The following is a 17,291-nucleotide window of genomic DNA, read 5'->3' as shown; positions in this document are numbered from 1 at the left end:
CGGCTTGCCGGCGATAGCGGTCTGTCAGTTAACACATGCGTCGACTGATACACCGCTATCGCTGGCAAGCCAGCTCCTACAGGGGTGTGTGGTGTGTCAGGTATTAGCGTTTCCAGGCGGCTGCATTGACCAGATTCTTCGGTCGCTCGCCGTCCAGCGCCTGCAACAGATTATCCACCGCACACTTGGCCATCGCCTCCCGCGTCTCATGGGTGGCCGAGCCGATGTGCGGCGTCGCCACCACGTTATTCAAACGCAGCAACGGCGAGTCGTGACTCAACGGCTCACGCTCGAACACATCCAGCCCCGCCGCCCGAATCGTGCGCTGTTGCAAGGCCTCCACCAGTGCCGCTTCATCCACCACCTTGCCCCGCGAGATGTTGATGAAAATCGTCTCCGGGCCCATCAGGGCAAATTCTTCGGCGCCGATCAGCTTCTCGGTTTCCGCAGTCAACGGCAGCGTCAGGCAGACAAAGTCGGCCTGTTGCAGCAAATCATTCAAGCTGCGGTACTGCGCGCCAAAACGTGCCTCCACCGCGGGTTTGGGCGAATGGCTGTGGTAGATCACCGGCATGCCAAAACCGAAATGCCCGCGCTGGGCCAGGGCTTCGCCGATACGGCCCATGCCGATGATGCCCAGGGTCTTGCCGTGTACATCGGTGCCAAAATGCGCCGGGCCGATGTTCTTGTTCCATTGGCCGGCACGCACCATGTCGGCCAGTTCCACCACGCGGCGGGCGGTGGCCAGGATCAGCGCGAAGCCGGTGTCGGCAGTGGTTTCGGTGAGCACGTCCGGGGTGTTGCTGAGCAGGATGCCGCGCCGGGTCAGGTAGTCGATGTCGTAGTTATCGACCCCTACCGAGACGCTCGCCACGGCTTCCAGCTGCGGCGCCAGGTCCAGCAAATTGGCATCCAGGCGCAGACTGGCACCGAGCAGGCCATGGGCGCCAGGCAGAGCGTCGCGCAGCTTGGCCAGGCCGGTGTCGTCGAGGGCTTCGATCAGGGTGACATCGGCCTGTTCATGCAGGCGGGCCATCAACGGCGCGGAGAGTTTCTTGTACAACACGACAGACTTTTTCATGCGGTCTTTACCTTCAATTCCAGGTTGGGCGCCGGCGTGCGGTCGCTGGCGCCGGGCTTGAGAAAAATCGTCAGTACCACCGACAGCAGCAACGCGCCGCTCATCAGCAGGTACGAGGCACCGGGCGAGCCGGTGCTGCTATTGAGGTAGCCCACCAGGTAGGAGCCGCCAAAGGAGCCAAGGGCGCCCATGCTGTTGATCAGCGCCATGGCGCCACCGGCCACGTTGGCTGGCAGGATCTCCGGGACGATGGCGAAAAACGGCCCGTAGGGCGCATACATGCAGGCCCCGGCGATCACCAGCAGGGTATAGGACCACCAGAAATGCTCGGCCCCCAGCACGTAGGAGGCGTAGAACGCGACCGAGGCAATCAGCAACGGCGGCCACACGAAGCGTTTGCGCTTTTGCAGCTTGTCCGAGCCCCACGACACCGCGAGCATGCCAATCACCGCCGCCAGGTAAGGCAACGCCGACAGCCAGCCGGCCTCGACCATGTCCATCTGCAAGCCGGCCTTGAGGATCGACGGCAGCCACAGCACAAAGCCGTACACGCCGATGCTCCAGCAAAAGAACTGCAACGCCAGGATGACCACCTTGGGCGAGCGGAACGCTTCGGCGTAATTCTTCACCGCCTTGATGCCGACCTGCTCGGCGGCCAGGGCACTGTCCAGGTCGCGCTTTTCAGTGTCGCTGAGCCACTTGGCATCCTTGGGACGCTCGTCTGCCAGCTTCCACCAGATAAATGCCCAGATCACCGCCGGCAGGCCCTCGATGATGAACATCCAGCGCCAGCTGAAATGCTGCACCAGGTAGCCCGACACCACCGACATCCACAGCATGGTCACCGGGTTGCCGAGGATCAGGAAGGTGTTGGCCCGCGAGCGTTCGGCCCGGGTGAACCAGTGGCACAGGTACACCAGCATTGCCGGCATCACCGCGGCTTCGACCACGCCGAGCATGAAGCGTATGGCGATCAGCATGTAGGCGTTGGACACCACGCCGGTCAGCGTGGCCAGGCCGCCCCAGAGGATCAGGCTGACGAAGATGAGTTTTTTCACGCTGCGCTTTTGCGCGTAGATCGCCCCCGGCACCTGGAAGAAAAAGTAGCCAAGGAAGAACAGTGCTCCCAGCAACGACGACATGCCGGGGGTGATCATCAGGTCTTCGGCCATCCCGGAGGCAGCGGCAAAGCCATAGTTGGCACGGTCCAGGTAGGCCAGGCTGTAGGTGATAAAAACGATCGGCATGATGTACCACCAGCGGCGGGTGGCGAGTTTCAGCGTATCCATGGTGTGGCTCCTGAGCTTGTTGTAGTTGTGGCAACAGGGAGTGGTTTATGCAACGGATCGAACGGGCAGCTCTGAACGGGTGGGCAAGCCTTCCATGTCGCCACGGCTCTGCACGGCACGGCTGCCGATCCAGTTGCCGCGCTGGATGGCCTCGGGGAAGCTGAGGTTTTCCAGGAGTGCGCTGATCATGCCGACGGCAAAACCGTCGCCAGCGCCCACCGTGTCCACGACTTTTTCCACTGGCACGGCGGCGACAAAGCCCTGGTCCATGTGTGTGCGGTAGTAGGCGCCATCCGGCCCCAGCTTGATGGCCACGGCTTCGGCGCCCTGGTCGAGGTAGAAGGCGGCGATGTCGGCGGGGTCGTCGAAGCCGGTGAGCAAACGGCCTTCGCCCAGGCCCGGCAGTACCCAGTCGGCCAGGGCGGCCAGGGCGTTGATCTCGCGGATCATCGTTTGCTGGTTGGCCCACAGCGACGGGCGCAGGTTCGGGTCGAACGACACGCTGCGGCCCGCCTTGCGCATTTGCGTCATCAGCTCGCTGGACAGTTCGCGGGTAGCGTCGGACAAGGCCGGCGGAATGCCGGTGGCGTGCAGGTGGCGGGCCTCAAGCAGCGCCGGGCTGATGGCCGCCACCGATAAATGGCTGGCGGCCGACCCTTTGCGAAAGTACTCCACCTGCGGGTCGGCCCCGGCTTCTTCGCGGGACTTGAACTGGAAGCCGGTAGGGTGTTGCGGGTCAACCGCGACGTGCTGGCAATCCAGGCCTTCCTGGCACAGCGTGTCGACCACGAAGCGGCCCAGGGAATCGTCGCCCACCCGGCTCAGCCAGGCGACGTTGAAACCCAGGCGCGACAGGCCGATGGCGACGTTGCTGTCGGCCCCGGCAATGCGCTTGTGAAACTGCGCCACTTGGGCCAGGTCGCCGGTCTGCTCGGCGACAAACATCGCCATGGTTTCACCAAACGACAGGATATCGATCTCAGACATGGGCGTTCTCCGCACGGGGCTGGCCAAGCAGGGTGAGGGCGGCGACCTGTTGCGCGGTGACGTCGATCAGGTCATCGCCTTGCAACGGGAATTCCACGGCCCGGGTAATACCTTGAGTCATGTGCTTGAGCAGTTGTTCCCACACATGCAGGTCGGTGGCGCCAGGCGGTAGGGCCACCAGCTTGCCGTCCGGGCGACGGGCCACGGCCTTGCAGTGCAGGTAATCCACATGCCGGCCCAGCAGGCGAGCGGCGGTGAGGGCCGATTGGTCCTGCCACTGCCAGTTGCCGATGTCGAAGGTCATCTTCACCGGCAGGCCCAGGCGTTCGACGTCGCTGAAAAAACGTTGCAAGGGTTCGATGCGCCCGCCGTGCAGGGTCTGGTCGTTTTCCACCAGCAGTTTGACCGGGTGACGGTCGAGCAGGGCGTGCAGGCTTTCGAGGTCGTTGGTGTCGGTGAAGTAACCCAGGGACACTTTGAGCCAGCGCGAGCCGAAGGCTTGGGCGCGATCCAGGGTGGCGACCAATTCCGCATTCGGCTGGGCGCGTCCGGCGACCCAGAGTTCCAGCGGTGAAGAAAAAACGGATTCCAACTGATGTTGCGCCGCTGCCTGGGCCAATTCGGCGGGCTGTTCATGGGTCAACAGCTCTTCACGCCACTCGATGCGTCGGGCGCCTGCGGCCGCGAGCAACTCGACAAAACGCAATTGGCCCTGCTGGCGCACGAGGTCGGCGCCGTAGCTGGAGAGGCTGATGGAAACGGGGTATTTATGCATTGTTATTGACCTCTGAAACCGGTTTCATTTTTTCATACAATTCAAACTGTAGGAGCCGGCTTGCCGGCGATGGCGTCCTTGCTTACACCGCAAGGCTCATGGCCCAATCGCCGGCAAGCCGGCTCCTACAGGGGGGTAGTGGAGCCTCGGACGATGAGTTCGGGCAGGAAATCCAGGGTGCGCGTCGGTTCGGTGTCGCCGCGCAGGCGCTTGAGCAGGCAGTCGAACGCCGTGGCGCCAATGGCCTGGGTCGGTTGGGCGAGGGCGGTGATGCCGCTGCCGACCAGCGGGTACCAGTCCAGGTCATCCAGGGCGATCAGGCCGACCTCGTTGAACAGGTCGCAACCGAGGTTTTTCAAGGCGCGGGTACAGGCCAGCGCGGCAACGCCGTTGCCACAGAACAGCGCCTTGGCGCCGGGTTTGGCGAGAAAGGTGTGCAGGTGGTTTTCCAGCGTTTCATCGAGCTCCAATACGGCGCCGGCCAGGCCCGGGCGCTTGGCAATTTCGGCCTTGAAGCTGGCCTGGCGTTCGAGCCGTGAGCTGGTGCCATCGGTGGTTTCGCTGACCATCAACACGTCGCGATAACCCTGTTGCTGCAAATGCTCGACGGCCATGCGCACGGCGGCCGGGTTGTCCAGCCCCACCAGGTCGCTGTGCAAGGGCTCGACCTTGCGGTCCACCAGCACCAGGGGCATTTCCCGTTGCAGTTCGAGCAATTGATCGAGGTGATGGCCGAGGGTGTTCACGATCAAGCCTTCGATGTTGTACGAACGCAGTGCTGCAAGGTGCTGGCGCTCCTGCTCGTCATCGCGGTCGGTGTTGCACACCACCAGGCTGTAGCCGTGCTGGCGGCAGGCGGTTTCGACGCCGTGCATCACGGCAATGGAATAGGGGTTGCGGATATCGGCCACCAGCATGCCGATCAGGCGCGTACGCCCGCGTTTGAGGCCACGGGCCATCTGGTTGGGGCGGTAGCCAAGCTGTTCGATGGCTTGTTCGATGCGCAGGGCGATGGCATCGGAGAGCAGGGCGCGGTCGTCACCGATGAAGCGCGACACGCTGGCCTTGGAGACGCCAGCGCGTTCGGCAACATCATGCATGGTGACGCGGCTGCGCTGGGCGGCAGAAAAAGTGTTCACGGCCATCGACCTTCTGTTTTTATTGGAATGACTGAAACCGGTTTCAGGAAACCATCAAATGAGGAAAGTCGTCAAGTTGTTGTAGGACAAAGCCTGACAGCCGGTGCTTCACACCACCACGCTCAGCCACGTGGCCGCCAGCAGTAAAACCGCCATGCCCCGGTTGAAGCGCTGCATCGCCCTGGGCGACCGAAACACCCGCGCAGAACCCACGCCCAGCAGCGCCCACGTGCCCAGGCACGGCATGGAGACGAGGAAAAACACCAGGGACAGCAGCACCACCTGGCCTTGGCGTTCAGCCCCGTGGCCGGCAAACACGCTGACCACTGCGACAGCCATCATCCAGGTTTTCGGGTTGATCACCTGCAGGGAGGCGGCGCCGATCAGGCCAAGGGGCTTTTCAGTGGCCTCCACTTCGACGGCCTGGGGCGGCGCACGGTAGATCTGCCAGGCCAGGTAGCTCAGCCACGCCACGCCGAACCCTTGCAGCGCAGTCTGTACCCGGGGCAGTTGCACCAGGGACTGGCCGACCCCGGTTCCTACCAGCAACACCAGACCTGCCGCGCCCGCGCAGGCGCCGAAAATGATCGGCAATGCAGCCTTCAAGCCATACCGCGCGCTGTTGCTCAGCACCAGGATGTTGGTGGGGCCAGGGGTGATCGAGGCGACAAAGGCAAACAGCATGAAGGGCAACAACGTGGACAGCATGGTCGGTGACTCCGGTAAACCAATCGATGGAGTCGATCTTCACAAGCCCGCGCCTTATCTGTCTGGAAGATTTGAGCAACGTTTGCGGTAAGCGGCGGGCGTGAGGCCATAGGCGCGCACGAACCAGCGGCCCAGGTGGCTCTGGTCGGCAAACCCCAGGGCAATCGCCACGTCGGCGGGCTGCTCACCCTTGGCCAACAAATGCCGGGCGCGGGCCAGGCGCAGTTGCACCAGATAAGCATGGGGCGGCAGGCCAAACGCGCTCTTGAACGCACGGGTCAGGCGGAAACGGTCGACGCCACAGGCCAGCGCCAGTTCGTCCATGCCCACGTCCTGGTGCAGGTGCGCATGCAAGTATTCCCGGGCCTTGTGCGCCACTAACGGCAGGCGCGGGTCGTCGCGATAGCGGGTGCGCCAATGAAGTTGCCCGGTGAGCTGTTCCAGCAGCTGGTCGGTGGCGCGCTGGCGCACGATGCGCAGTTCATTGCTGTGCAGGGTCTGGAAAGCGTGGCTGGTGGCGTGTGCCAGGCGGGGATCATTGATCAACGTGCTGACCACACTCAGTTGGCTGTTGACCGGTGCCTCTTCAAACACCGCGCTGACTTCCCGCGCCAACCAGTGCGGGTCGAGGTAGAGCATGTGGTAGGTAAAGCCGTCTGCGGTGGGCGCGTCGCCGTCATGCAACTCGCCGGGCTCGACCAGAAACACCTGGCCCGGGGTGCTGTTGTGCCGGGTGCGGCGGCAGTTGAATTGCTGCACGCCTTGCTCGGTCACGCCAATGAGGTAGCTGTCATGCCAATGGGGATCGTAGGCGTGGCCTTCAAAATGCGCGCGCAGGGTCTCGATGCCGGTGTCGGCGTCCTGGGACAGGTCGATCCAATTGTGCGCGGCCATGACTCACCGAGACGAATAAGGTCTGCCATTAGCGCCCGGTGGTGGGCGGGCGTCTAGAAGGTTTGTGCAGCCTCAACCGAACAGCCCGGCTGCGATGTTGATCGAAAACCCCAGAATCGCGGTGTTGAACAGAAAGCCGATCAACGATTGCCCCAGCACCACTTTGCGCAGGCTGCGCGTGGCCACGCCTACATCCGACGTTTGCACCGCCACGCCGATGGTGAATGAGAAATACAGGAAGTCCCAGTAATTGGGGGTTGTCAGGCCCTCGGCAAAGCGCAGCGCCGGTTCCTTGCCGTCCCAGGTGTAATAAAGCCGCGCGTAATGCACGCTGAAAATCACCCCGATCAACAGCCATGAGCCAATCACCGTCAAGCCGGTAAAGCCGTAGTGCAGCAGGCGTGCGGTGGTGGGTAGGTCCTTGCTGCCGACCAGTTCAAAGGTGATGGTTGCCAGGCTGGCAATGGCCGCGATGCACACCACGAACAGCACCAGGCCGGCGTTTTCATCTTCGATTTCGGCGATACGCTTCACGTCCGGCGCCTTGGCGCGGATAGTCAGCCACAGCATCAGCACCAGATAGGTCCACACGCCGGAGTTCCAGCCGATGAGGATTTTGCTGATCACCGTGTCGGCCGGTGCCAGCACACCCACGGCAATACCCAGCACGGCGGCGGCGGAAAGGCGAGGGTGGGTGCGGGCGAGGAAGGGCATGGCGGCTCACAGCAGACGGGGTGTGAGCAGACTGTACCCGATCCCGAACGCAACCCATAACCCTTGTAGGAGCCGGCTTGCCGGCGATGGGGCCCTTGAGAATGCCATCGCCGGCAAGCCGGCTCCTACAGGGAATTTCGCCAGCCCAAGAAACCCCTGGCAAAACACAAACCTGTAGGAGCTGGCTTGCCAGCGATGGGGCCTTTGAAGACACCATCACCGGCAGGGTGGTGCTGATCAGTCGGCTTTGTGGCGTTTGCGCACCAGTTTCATCACCACCACAAAGAACACCGGCACAAACACCACTGCCAGCGTCGCCGTGATCATCCCGCCGATCACCCCGGTACCAATCGCCTGTTGGCTCGCCGAGCTGGCCCCGGTGGCAATCGCCAGCGGCACCACGCCGAGGATGAACGCCAGGGACGTCATGATGATTGGCCGCAGGCGCAGCCGCGCCGCCTTCAGCGTGGCGTCGATCAGGTCTTCGCCTTGCTCGTGCAGGTCCTTGGCAAACTCGATGATCAGGATCGCGTTCTTCGCCGACAGGCCGATGATGGTGATCAGGCCCACCTTGAAAAACACATCGTTGGGCATGCCGCGCAAGGTCACCGCCAGCACCGCACCGAGCACGCCCAGTGGCACCACCAGTAGTACAGAGGTCGGGATCGACCAGCTTTCATACAGCGCCGCCAAACACAGGAACACGATCAGCAGCGACAGGCCCAGCAGCAACGGCGCCTGGGAACCGGACAAACGCTCCTGCAGCGACAACCCGGTCCATTCCTGGCCCAGGCCGGCCGGCAGCTGGCTGACCAGGCGCTGAATCTCTTCCATCGCCTGGCCGGTGCTGTGCCCTGGGGCCGCTTCGCCGGAAATCGCGATGGCCGGGTAGCCGTTGTAGCGCGTCAACTGCGCCGGGCCCTGGGTCCACTTGGCTTCGACAAACGCCGACAGCGGCACCATCTTCCCGGCGTTGTTGCGCACGTGGATCTTCATCAAATCCGCCACCTGGCTGCGCTGGTCGCCTTCGGCCTGCACCACCACGCGCTGCATGCGGCCCTGGTTGGGAAAGTCGTTGATGTAGGCCGAGCCGATCGCCGAGGACAGCACGTTGCCCACATCCGCGAACGAGACGCCCAGCGCATTCGCCTGTTTGCGGTCCACTTCCAGTTGCACCTGCGGCGCCTCAGCCAGGGCGCTTTCGCGCACGTTGGCCAGGATCGGGCTCTTTTCGGCCGCCGCGAGCAACTGCGTGCGGGCGGCCATCAATGCGGCGTGGCCTACACCGCCACGGTCTTGCAGGCGGAATTCAAAGCCGCTGGACGTGCCCAGGCCATCCACCGGAGGCGGCAGGATCGCGTAGGCAATCGCATCTTTAAGCTCGCTGAACGCGGCGTTGGCCCGGTCGGCAATCGCCGAGGCCGAGTCGTCGCCGCTGCGCTGGGACCAATCCTTGAGGGTGGTAAACGCCAGCGCGGCGTTCTGCCCGGAACCGGAGAAGCTGAAACCCATGATCATGGTGGTGTCGCCCACCCCAGGCTCCCCGGCGTTGTGCGCCTCAATCTGTTCGGCCACCTGCACCGTGCGGTTCTTACTGGCGCCGGGGGGCAATTGAATGTCGGTGATGGTGTAGCCCTGGTCTTCCACCGGCAGGAACGAGGAGGGCAGGCGCGTGAACATCAGCCCGAGGCCCACCAGCAGCACCAGGTAAATCAGCAGGTAGCGGCCGCTGCGCTTGAGGGCGTAGGCCACCCAGCCTTCGTAGCGGTTGGTGAGCTGTTCAAAGCGCTGGTTGAACCAGCCGAAGAAGCCGCCCTTGGCATGGTGCTCGCCCTGGGGGATCGGCTTGAGCAGCGTGGCACACAGCGCGGGGGTCAAGGTCAGGGCGAGAAAGGCCGAAAACAGAATCGAGGTGGCCATCGACAGCGAGAACTGTTGGTAGATCACCCCCACCGAACCCGGCATGAACGCCATCGGCAGGAACACCGCCACCAGCACCAGGGTGATACCGACGATGGCGCCGGTGATCTGGCCCATGGCTTTGCGCGTGGCGTCCTTGGGCGACAGGCCCTCGGTGGCCATGATGCGCTCCACGTTTTCCACCACCACAATGGCGTCGTCCACCAGGATGCCGATGGCCAAGACCATGCCGAACATGGTCAGCACGTTGATCGAAAAGCCCAGCAGCAACATGGTGGCGAACGTGCCCATCAACGCCACCGGCACCACCAGGGTCGGGATCAGCGTATAGCGCACGTTCTGCAGGAACAGGAACATCACCGCAAACACCAGTGCCATGGCTTCCAGCAAGGTGTAGACCACCTTGGTGATCGAGACCTTGACGAACGGCGAAGTGTCGTACGGGATCTTGTATTCCACATTGGCCGGGAAGTAGCGCGACAGTTCGTCCATCTTCGCCCGCACCAGGTTGGCGGTGTTCAGCGCGTTGGCGCCCGGGGCCAGTTGCACGCTGACGGCGGTGGACGGCTTGCCGTTCAGGCGCGTGGAGAACTGGTATTCCTGGCTGCCGACTTCCACGCGCGCCACGTCGCCGACGCGCACGGTGGAGCCATCGGGGTTGGCCTTGAGCACGATGTCGGCAAACTCGGCCGGCGTGGACAGCTGGCCCTTGACCAGGATCGCCGCGGTGATTTCCTGGGTCCTGGTGCCCGGCAGGTCGCCGATGCTGCCGGCCGAGACCTGGGCGTTCTGCGCGCTGATCGCGGCATTCACATCGGCCGGCGTCAGGTTGAAACCCACCAGTTTCTGCGGGTCGATCCAGATGCGCATCGCGCGCTCGGCGCCATACAGCTGCGCCTTGCCCACGCCATCGAGGCGCTTGAGCTCGTTCATCACGTTGCGCGCCAGGTAATCGCTGAGCGCAACGTCATCGAGCTTGCCGTCGTTGGAGGTCAGGGTCACCAGCAACAGGAAACCGGCGGAGACTTTTTCCACCTGCAAACCTTGCTGGGTTACCGCCTGGGGCAGGCGTGGCTCAACGGCCTTGAGGCGGTTTTGCACGTCCACCTGGGCCATTTCCGGGTCGGTGCCCGGCTGGAAGGTGGCGGTGATGGTCGCCGAACCGAGGCTGCTCTGGGATTCGAAATACAGCAGGTGATCGGCGCCATTGAGCTCTTGCTCGATCAGGCTGACCACGCTTTCGTCCAGGGTCTGGGCCGACGCGCCCGGGTACACCGCGTAGATTTCGACTTTGGGCGGCGCAACGTTGGGGTACTGGGCCACCGGCAACTGCGGGATGGCCAGCGCGCCGGCCAGCAGGATAAACAGGGCCACCACCCAGGCGAAGATCGGGCGGTCAATAAAGAACTGCGGCATGGCGGGTTATTCCTTTACCAGATGGCCCGAGGCAGGGCTGTCATCCACTTCGACTTTTTCACCGGGGCGCGCATGTTGCAGGCCTTCGACGACAATGCGGTCACCGGGCTTGAGGCCGCTGCTGACGATCCAGCGGTCCTCGATCACCGCGCCCAGTTCCACCGGCTGCTGACTCACGGTCTGCTCGGCGTCCAGCAGCAACACCATGGGGATGCCCGCGCTGTCACGGGTGATGGCGCGTTGCGGCACGCTGATGCCTTGCTTGTCGACGGCTTGTTCCAAACGCACCCGCACAAAACTGCCGGGCAGCAGGTCGAGGTCCGGGTTGGGGAATTCGCTGCGCAGGATGATCTGCCCGGTGCCCGGGTCGACGCTGATCTCGGCGAACAGCAGCTTGCCCGGCAACGGGTACAGGCTGCCGTCGTCCTGGATCAGCGTGGCCTTGGCCTGGTCCTGGCCAACCTGCTTCAGGCTGCCGGCACGGAAGGCGCGGCGCAGGTCGTTGAGTTCGCGGGTGGACTGAGTGAGGTCGGCGTGGATCGGGTCCAGTTGCTGAATGATCGCCAGTGGCGTGGCCTCGTTCTGGCCCACCAACGCGCCCTCGGTCACCAGTGCGCGACCGATGCGCCCGGAAATCGGCGCGGTCACGGTGGCGTAGCCCAGGTTCAGCTTGGCGCGCTCCACGGCGGCCTTGTTGGCGGCGACTTCGGCGTTGGTCTGGCGCAGGTTGGCGCGGGCGTTGTCGTAGTCCTGGCCGCTGATGGCGTTGCCTTCCACCAGTTGGCTGTAGCGTTGCTCTTGCAGGCGCGCCTGGAAGGCGTTGGCTTCGGCCTTGCTCAAATTGGCCTGGGCGCTGTCGAGGTCGGCCTTGAACGGGGCCGGGTCGATGCGAAACAGCACGTCGCCCTGTTTCACGTCGTGGCCTTCCTTGAACACCCGCTGCATCACCACGCCCGCCACCCGCGCACGCACCTCGGCGATACGCGGCGCGGCAATGCGCCCGCTCAATTCGCTGGTGATGGAGAGGGGCTTGGCCTGCAGGGTTTCGATGCGGACCTTGGCCAGGGGCATTTCCGGCGCTTGCGCGCTGGACTTGTCACAGGCACTCAAGGCCAGCGTCAGGGCCAGCAGGCAAAACGGCGCAAACAGATTCTTCGACATGCTCATATCCCAATATTGACTGGCGCATCCTAAAGACACCTGCGCCGTGGTGCTGTGAAGCTGTGTAGGTCGTGTGTGAAGAAATGTAAGGTGCGGCCCATAGTCCGCAAAGGGCGTATATCCTTGCACAATCCTGCAAACAACAAAGATCAAATGTGGGAGCAGGGCTTCTGTGTAGGAGCTGGCTTGCCTGCGATAGCATCACCTCATTTTAGCTGGGAGACCGAGGTGACTGCATCGCAGGCAAGCCAGCTCCCACACAAGCCAGCTCCCACACACGCCCGCTGCCACATGGGTCTTTGCTCAGCCTACGAACCGTATTATCTGGAAACACCATGCCCAACATCCTCCTGGTGGAAGACGACGCCGCACTCTCCGAGCTGATTGCCAGCTACCTGGAGCGCAATGGCTACCACGTCAGCGTACTCAGCCGTGGCGACCACGTACGCGAACGTGCGCGCCTCAACCCGCCGGACCTGGTGATCCTCGATCTGATGCTGCCGGGCCTCGACGGCCTGCAAGTGTGCCGCCTGCTGCGCGCCGATTCGGCGGGCCTGCCGATCCTGATGCTCACCGCCCGCGACGACAGCCACGACCAGGTGTTGGGCCTGGAAATGGGCGCTGACGACTACGTCACCAAACCATGCGAACCCCGGGTGCTGCTGGCCCGTGTGCGTACGCTGTTGCGCCGCAGCAGCCTGTCCGAGCCCCTGGCGGCCAACGACCAGATCATCATGGGCAACCTGTGCATCGACCTGTCGGAGCGCACCGTGACCTGGCGCGAACAGGCGGTGGAGCTGTCCAGCGGCGAATACAACCTGTTGGTGGTGCTGGCCCGGCACGCCGGCGAAGTGCTCAGCCGCGACCAGATCCTGCAACGCCTGCGCGGTATCGAGTTCAACGGCACCGACCGCTCGGTGGACGTGGCCATTTCCAAGTTGCGCCGCAAGTTCGACGACCATGCCGGCGAAGCGCGCAAGATCAAGACCGTGTGGGGCAAGGGCTACCTGTTCAGTCGCTCCGAGTGGGAATGTTGATCCATGTTTCGTGTGCTGCTGCGCCTCTACCTGATCACCATCGTCACCTACAGCGCGGCGATCTACCTGATCCCCAAGGGGGTGATCCAGGTGTTCGAACACCGCTACATGAACTACAACATCGAGCAGTCCCGCGGCCAGCAAAAGCTCATCGTCAAGCAGTACCTGCGGGCGCCGGTGGAGCGCTGGTCCCAGGTCACCGAGCAACTGGGGCGTGATTTTGCCCCGCTGAAAGTGCAACTGCTGCTGCGCCAGGACGCCAGCTACACCCCCGCCGAAGAGCTGCTGCTGGAACAAGGCAAACCGGTGATCCGCCTGGGCGAGTGGGGCTGGATGGAAGAGGTCAGCTCGCCGATCAATGCGCAGTTCGTGGTCAAGCTGACGATCCCGCCCGACCCGATGGACATGAACCTGCTGTACTGGGTGATCAACGTACTGATCGTCGCCGCCTTGCTCGCCTGCCTGCTGGTGTGGCTGCGCCCGCACTGGCGTGATCTGGAGCGCCTCAAGAGCACGGCCGCGCAACTGGGCAAAGGCAACCTCAGCGAGCGTACGCAGATTCCGCCCAGCTCCAACATCGGCAGCCTGGCGTCGGTGTTCGACACCATGGCCGATGACATCGAACACCTGCTCAACCAGCAGCGCGACCTGCTCAATGCGGTCTCCCACGAATTGCGCACGCCGCTGACCCGCCTGGATTTCGGCCTGGCCCTGGCACTGTCCGAAGACTTGCCGCCTGCCGGTCGCGAGCGCCTGCAAAGCCTGGTGGCGCACATTCGCGAGCTGGATGAACTGGTGCTGGAATTGCTGTCCTACAGCCGTCTGCAAAACCCGGCGCAAATGCCGGAGCGGGTCGAAGTGGTGCTCGATGAATTCATCGACAGCGTGTTGGGCAGCGTCGACGACGAGCTGGAAAACCCCGAGATCGTCATCGACGTGGCGCTGGACTGCGCGGTGGAGCGCTTCAGCCTCGACCCGCGCCTCACTGCGCGCGCCCTGCAGAACCTGCTGCGCAATGCCACGCGTTACTGCGACAAGCGTATCCAGGTCGGCGTCAAGGTGTGCGCCAACGGCTGTGAGATCTGGGTGGATGACGATGGCATCGGCATACCGGTGGACCAGCGTGAGCGCATCTTCGAGCCGTTCTACCGCCTGGACCGCAGCCGCGACCGCGCCACCGGTGGCTTCGGCCTGGGCCTGGCGATCAGCCGGCGCGCCCTCGAGGCCCAGGGCGGCACTTTGACTGCCCTGGCATCGCCGCTGGGCGGGGCGCGGTTTCGCGTGTGGTTGCCCACCGTCAGCTGATCACAGCACCTTCACCGCACGGCCGATGGCCTGGATCGGCCCCGTCGGTTTGCCGGTGGGCGAGCCGTGCGGGTCTTCCAGGGTCAGTTCGAACAGCTGGTTTGGGCTGAGCGGCGGCAGCGTGTCCAGAGGCACCGACAGCGTCTCCCCAGGCTTGACCAACCCCAGCGATACCGGGCCTTGCCAGCCATCGCCCTTGGTCCAGAACTGCAAGGCCTTGTCGGCCGGCACGTGCATCGTGCCCAGCGGGATCAATTGAATGCGTTGATTGTTACTGGCCTGGATCACCCAGCCCGGTGCCTGGTTTTGCGGGGCCACCAGCACCACGACAAAGGTCGGTTCGGCAGTGGGCGGGCGGGTCAGCAACAACGCCGCCAGGACCAGTGTGGCGACCAAGCCGGCGCTGGCCAAACCGCGCCACACCGCCAACAGATCCCACCACGGTGTGCGCGCCGTCGCGATATGGCGTTCGATGCGCTGCCACAGGTGCGCCGAAGGCGGTACGGGTTCCGCGAGGGCGGTCAGTGGCAACAAGCGCTGCTCCCAGGCATCGACCGCCGCGCGCAGTGGCGCATCATGGGGCAGGCGCTGTTCCACCTCGGCACGCTGTTCGGCGGGCAGGGTGCCCAGCACGTATTCGCTGGCCAGTTCGTCCAGTGGGTTGCTCATGCCATGCACTCCCGCAGCGCGGCGAGGCTACGTTTGATCCAGGCTTTGACCGTCCCCAATGGGGTGTCCAGTTTCCGGGCGATTTCGCTGTGGGAAAAACCGTCGACGTAGGCATGCAGAATGCAGCTGCGGCGGGCGGGGTCGAGCTGTTCCAGGCAGGTGTGGATCTGCCCCGAACGTGCAGCGAATTCAAAGGTGTCGTTTACAGCGACTTGCTCGTGTTCGTCGCCCAAGGGGACTTCGCGGTAATGGTTGCGCACGGCATTGAGCGCCAGGTGCCGGGTCACGCTGAACACCCAGCCACGGGCCGAGCCGCGACGGGGGTCAAAACTGCCGGCGCCGCGCCAGATCTTGATAAACGCGTCATGCACGATGTCTTCAGCCAGCGACTTGTCCCGGCTGATGCGCAGCGCCACGCCGAGCAGCCGACTGCTGTCGTGCTCATAGAGCCGGCGCAAGGCACGTTGATCGCCCCGGGCGCAGGCCAGCAGGCAGGCTTCATAATCAAAATTGACTTCTGGCAAAGACACGTATTCCCACCACCGTAATATCGAACACCGCCCCTTGTAGGAGCTGGCTTGCCAGCGATGGCGGCGTTCCAGCCGACCTATTCCTCTACTGGTTCACCGCCATCGCCGGCAAGCCGGCTCCTACAGGGGGCAGCGTAGTCGAGTTTGGTCAGTTGGCGGCCCAGAAGATGTAGTCCGCCTGGTACTTCACCACTTCCTGCTTGCCCTTGTCGGCCACGGTGCAAGCACTGCTCGGCGCCACGCCGCCTTTGAGCGCAACCCGCTGGATATAACTCACGCCACTCATCGCCCCTTTGCCTTCGGCGGGGTTGGCCTTGACCAGCTGATACGGCAGGTTGCCCGCCCCCGACGGCGCCACGGCCAACTGTGTGCCGGTCACTTTCGAACCGTCCTGGGCCTGCCAGGTGGCCGGTGGGCCGAAATAGGTGCCCACCTGCTTGCCGCTGCGATCATTGAGCACCGCCTTGGGCCCGACAAAGGTCCATTCCACCTGGCCCGCCGCGTTGGCCTTGTCGCGGCATTCGTAAGTGATTTCGCCTACGCCTGTGGTCTCCAGCGCCACCTTGTGGCCATCCGGCACCTTGATGCTGTCGGGTAAACCGGTCTGGGCGAAAGCGGATGGCGCAGCGGCGAGCAGGGCAGTCAGGCAGAGCAGGGCTTTAGCGTTCATGGGTGACTCTCCATTGGGTAGAACAGCAGGGTTGCTGCAGGGACTACCCAGGGAAGGCACGATTGGATGCACCGATTAGAAAATAAACGGTTGAGGGCGCACACTGTGGCCCCCGCTATACCTGAGGAGAGATTGGCAATGACTGGTGTTCACACGTCTGCTCAACAGGGTTTCTCGACCCAGGCCGTCACCTACGCCCAAGGCCGGCCCGACTATCCGCGACAACTCACCGGCTGGCTGACCGACGCGCTGCACATCGATGCGCAGGCCACGGTTATCGACCTGGGCGCCGGCACCGGCAAATTCACCCGCTTGCTCAGCAGCCTGGCGCCGACGCTGATTGCCGTCGAACCGGTGGCGGCCATGGGCGAACAGTTGCGTAAGCTCTTGCCGGAGGTGCGCTTGCTCAACGGCACCGCCGAATCGATCCCCCTGGAATCAGCCAGTGCCGATGCGGTGGTCTGCGCCCAGGCCTTCCACTGGTTCTCCACCGAGGCGGCATTGGCGGAAATCCATCGCGTGCTCAAACCCGACGGGCACCTGGGCCTGGTGTGGAATGTGCGCGATGAGTCGGTGGATTGGGTGGCGGCGATCACCGACATCATCACGCCTTATGAAGGCGACACCCCGCGTTTTCATACTGGCCGTTGGCGTGAAGCTTTCACCGGAGAGTATTTTTCCGCACCGCAGATGACTTGTTTTCCCTACCACCATGTAGGCAGCCCGCAAGAAGTAATCATGGATCGCTTCCTGTCGGTGAGCTTTATCGCGGCCTTGCCGGCTGCCGAAAAAGCCACGGTCACGGCGCAGTTGCAGGCGTTGATCGAGACCCACCCGGCGCTGCAGGGGCGTGACACCGTGGCGTTTCCTTATCAGACCCAAGCCTATGTCTGTCAGCGACTGGCGAAAAAGGCATAAAGTCAGATCACATTGATATAAGTCGTTATAAGAAAAATCGCTATCCTGCGGCCAGAAATTTATAAGGCCGCAGGTAGC

At 63.4% G+C, this 17,291-nt stretch carries 15 protein-coding genes and 1 pseudogene; 3 read left to right on the top strand and 13 right to left on the bottom strand.

Annotated elements, in window-relative coordinates; all coding sequences use genetic code 11:
• Window positions 1-103: 103 nt before the first annotated feature.
• From AC07OV_RS07420 to AC07OV_RS07375, 10 genes and pseudogenes are all read right to left on the bottom strand, one after another.
• Complete coding sequence (locus AC07OV_RS07420) at window positions 104-1,081, bottom strand: 2-hydroxyacid dehydrogenase (protein ID WP_495091924.1); 978 nt, start codon at window positions 1,079-1,081, stop codon at window positions 104-106.
• Window positions 1,078-2,370, bottom strand: a complete 1,293-nt coding sequence (locus AC07OV_RS07415; RefSeq protein ID WP_495091923.1) for an MFS transporter — start codon at window positions 2,368-2,370, stop codon at window positions 1,078-1,080. The genes AC07OV_RS07420 and AC07OV_RS07415 overlap by 4 nt, the downstream gene beginning before the upstream one ends.
• Before the next feature lie 45 nt (window positions 2,371-2,415).
• Window positions 2,416-3,357: a sugar kinase gene (locus tag AC07OV_RS07410; RefSeq protein WP_495091922.1), complete on the bottom strand. Its 942-nt coding sequence runs from the start codon at window positions 3,355-3,357 to the stop codon at window positions 2,416-2,418.
• Entirely contained in the window at window positions 3,350-4,132 is a 783-nt protein-coding gene (locus AC07OV_RS07405; RefSeq protein WP_495091921.1) for a sugar phosphate isomerase/epimerase family protein, read from the bottom strand. Before AC07OV_RS07405 ends, AC07OV_RS07410 begins: the two co-directional genes overlap by 8 nt.
• Before the next feature lie 96 nt (window positions 4,133-4,228).
• Window positions 4,229-5,271: pseudogene (locus tag AC07OV_RS07400) on the bottom strand (LacI family DNA-binding transcriptional regulator).
• A 108-nt stretch (window positions 5,272-5,379) separates the two neighbouring features.
• Window positions 5,380-5,979 (bottom strand): LysE family translocator, encoded by a 600-nt coding sequence (locus AC07OV_RS07395; protein ID WP_494999092.1) that lies wholly within the window; start codon window positions 5,977-5,979, stop codon window positions 5,380-5,382.
• 54 nt (window positions 5,980-6,033) lie between these two features.
• Window positions 6,034-6,873 carry an AraC family ligand binding domain-containing protein gene (locus AC07OV_RS07390; RefSeq protein ID WP_494999093.1) on the bottom strand — a complete coding sequence of 280 codons (840 nt, stop codon included), beginning with the start codon at window positions 6,871-6,873 and terminating at the stop codon, window positions 6,034-6,036.
• 72 nt (window positions 6,874-6,945) lie between these two features.
• Window positions 6,946-7,587 carry a DUF1345 domain-containing protein gene (locus AC07OV_RS07385; RefSeq protein WP_495091920.1) on the bottom strand — a complete coding sequence of 214 codons (642 nt, stop codon included), beginning with the start codon at window positions 7,585-7,587 and terminating at the stop codon, window positions 6,946-6,948.
• A 237-nt stretch (window positions 7,588-7,824) separates the two neighbouring features.
• Complete coding sequence (locus AC07OV_RS07380) at window positions 7,825-10,923, bottom strand: multidrug efflux RND transporter permease subunit (RefSeq protein ID WP_495091919.1); 3,099 nt, start codon at window positions 10,921-10,923, stop codon at window positions 7,825-7,827.
• A 6-nt stretch (window positions 10,924-10,929) separates the two neighbouring features.
• Entirely contained in the window at window positions 10,930-12,084 is a 1,155-nt protein-coding gene (locus AC07OV_RS07375) for an efflux RND transporter periplasmic adaptor subunit (RefSeq protein ID WP_495091918.1), read from the bottom strand.
• A 335-nt stretch (window positions 12,085-12,419) separates the two neighbouring features.
• On the opposite strand from AC07OV_RS07375, the gene AC07OV_RS07370 reads away from it, so the two are divergent.
• Both AC07OV_RS07370 and AC07OV_RS07365 read left to right on the top strand, forming a co-directional pair.
• Complete coding sequence (locus tag AC07OV_RS07370; RefSeq protein ID WP_176997738.1) at window positions 12,420-13,121, top strand: response regulator; 702 nt, start codon at window positions 12,420-12,422, stop codon at window positions 13,119-13,121.
• A 3-nt stretch (window positions 13,122-13,124) separates the two neighbouring features.
• The gene (locus AC07OV_RS07365; RefSeq protein ID WP_495091917.1) at window positions 13,125-14,426 is read left to right on the top strand and encodes an ATP-binding protein; all 1,302 of its coding nucleotides are present in this window, start codon (window positions 13,125-13,127) and stop codon (window positions 14,424-14,426) included.
• On the opposite strand, the gene AC07OV_RS07360 is transcribed toward AC07OV_RS07365, so the two are convergent.
• The 3 genes from AC07OV_RS07360 to AC07OV_RS07350 all read right to left on the bottom strand — a co-directional run bounded on the left by AC07OV_RS07360 (window position 14,427) and on the right by AC07OV_RS07350 (window position 16,295).
• Window positions 14,427-15,095, bottom strand: a complete 669-nt coding sequence (locus AC07OV_RS07360; protein ID WP_495091916.1) for an anti-sigma factor — start codon at window positions 15,093-15,095, stop codon at window positions 14,427-14,429. It abuts the gene before it with no gap.
• Window positions 15,092-15,619, bottom strand: coding sequence for a sigma-70 family RNA polymerase sigma factor (locus tag AC07OV_RS07355; RefSeq protein WP_495091942.1), 528 nt, complete (start codon window positions 15,617-15,619; stop codon window positions 15,092-15,094). The genes AC07OV_RS07360 and AC07OV_RS07355 overlap by 4 nt, the downstream gene beginning before the upstream one ends.
• Window positions 15,620-15,773: 154 nt before the next feature.
• Entirely contained in the window at window positions 15,774-16,295 is a 522-nt protein-coding gene (locus tag AC07OV_RS07350) for a DUF3455 domain-containing protein (RefSeq protein ID WP_178925999.1), read from the bottom strand.
• A gap of 138 nt (window positions 16,296-16,433) precedes the next feature.
• Here AC07OV_RS07350 and AC07OV_RS07345 point away from each other — a divergent pair, with 138 nt between their 5' ends.
• Window positions 16,434-17,213 (top strand): class I SAM-dependent methyltransferase, encoded by a 780-nt coding sequence (locus AC07OV_RS07345; RefSeq protein ID WP_494999098.1) that lies wholly within the window; start codon window positions 16,434-16,436, stop codon window positions 17,211-17,213.
• Window positions 17,214-17,291 lie beyond the last annotated feature (78 nt).

The organism is Pseudomonas sp. GW821-FHT09A09 (assembly GCF_059418405.1).
Note: the sequence above shows the minus strand (reverse complement) of the source record. Positions and strands in the feature narration are given on the sequence as shown.

Excerpts from the sequence above, each read along its gene's own strand:
- AC07OV_RS07420 (WP_495091924.1), bottom strand. The coding sequence starts at position 1,081 with ATGAAAAAGTCTGTCGTGTTGTACAAGAAACTCTCCGCGCCGTTGATG.
- AC07OV_RS07415 (WP_495091923.1), bottom strand. The coding sequence starts at position 2,370 with ATGGATACGCTGAAACTCGCCACCCGCCGCTGGTGGTACATCATGCCG.
- AC07OV_RS07410 (WP_495091922.1), bottom strand. The coding sequence starts at position 3,357 with ATGTCTGAGATCGATATCCTGTCGTTTGGTGAAACCATGGCGATGTTT.
- AC07OV_RS07405 (WP_495091921.1), bottom strand. The coding sequence starts at position 4,132 with ATGCATAAATACCCCGTTTCCATCAGCCTCTCCAGCTACGGCGCCGAC.
- AC07OV_RS07395 (WP_494999092.1), bottom strand. The coding sequence starts at position 5,979 with ATGCTGTCCACGTTGTTGCCCTTCATGCTGTTTGCCTTTGTCGCCTCG.
- AC07OV_RS07390 (WP_494999093.1), bottom strand. The coding sequence starts at position 6,873 with ATGGCCGCGCACAATTGGATCGACCTGTCCCAGGACGCCGACACCGGC.
- AC07OV_RS07385 (WP_495091920.1), bottom strand. The coding sequence starts at position 7,587 with ATGCCCTTCCTCGCCCGCACCCACCCTCGCCTTTCCGCCGCCGCCGTG.
- AC07OV_RS07380 (WP_495091919.1), bottom strand. The coding sequence starts at position 10,923 with ATGCCGCAGTTCTTTATTGACCGCCCGATCTTCGCCTGGGTGGTGGCC.
- AC07OV_RS07375 (WP_495091918.1), bottom strand. The coding sequence starts at position 12,084 with ATGTCGAAGAATCTGTTTGCGCCGTTTTGCCTGCTGGCCCTGACGCTG.
- AC07OV_RS07370 (WP_176997738.1), top strand. The coding sequence starts at position 12,420 with ATGCCCAACATCCTCCTGGTGGAAGACGACGCCGCACTCTCCGAGCTG.
- AC07OV_RS07365 (WP_495091917.1), top strand. The coding sequence starts at position 13,125 with ATGTTTCGTGTGCTGCTGCGCCTCTACCTGATCACCATCGTCACCTAC.
- AC07OV_RS07360 (WP_495091916.1), bottom strand. The coding sequence starts at position 15,095 with ATGAGCAACCCACTGGACGAACTGGCCAGCGAATACGTGCTGGGCACC.
- AC07OV_RS07350 (WP_178925999.1), bottom strand. The coding sequence starts at position 16,295 with ATGAACGCTAAAGCCCTGCTCTGCCTGACTGCCCTGCTCGCCGCTGCG.
- AC07OV_RS07345 (WP_494999098.1), top strand. The coding sequence starts at position 16,434 with ATGACTGGTGTTCACACGTCTGCTCAACAGGGTTTCTCGACCCAGGCC.